Origin of the sequence: Pseudomonas sp. SIMBA_068 (assembly GCF_046534705.1) — a bacterium.
In the GTDB taxonomy this organism is placed as follows: domain Bacteria; phylum Pseudomonadota; class Gammaproteobacteria; order Pseudomonadales; family Pseudomonadaceae; genus Aquipseudomonas; species Aquipseudomonas putida.
In genome coordinates, this window is the sequence record NZ_JAWRYI010000505.1 from 1 (window position 1) to 272 (window position 272).

The following is a 272-nucleotide window of genomic DNA, read 5'->3' on the forward strand; positions in this document are numbered from 1 at the left end:
GGGCCAAACGCGGTGCTGGCTTTTAAACGCGAAGGCTACCACAAGCGCGACTTCTCGTTTAGCGACACGCTGGAAATTTTGGGCTCGTCGGGGATTCGCCGGGTGCTGCAAAACCATCTACGCTCAGGACTGGGCGAGATGAAAAACTCGCTGTGCAAAAGCGGCTATCTGCGGCTGGTGCAAAAGTATTGTCCCCGGCTTTCGTTAAGCGATCTCCAGCCCTGGCCCGCCGGTGTGCGGGCGCAGGCGGTATCGCCGGACGGCAAGCTGAT

1 pseudogene is annotated in these 272 nt (G+C 59.6%); it reads left to right on the forward strand.

Features of this window, described 5'->3' with window-relative positions:
• Nucleotides 1-272 (forward strand): annotated as a pseudogene (locus SB756_RS30150) (L-2-hydroxyglutarate oxidase); the annotation flags it as partial.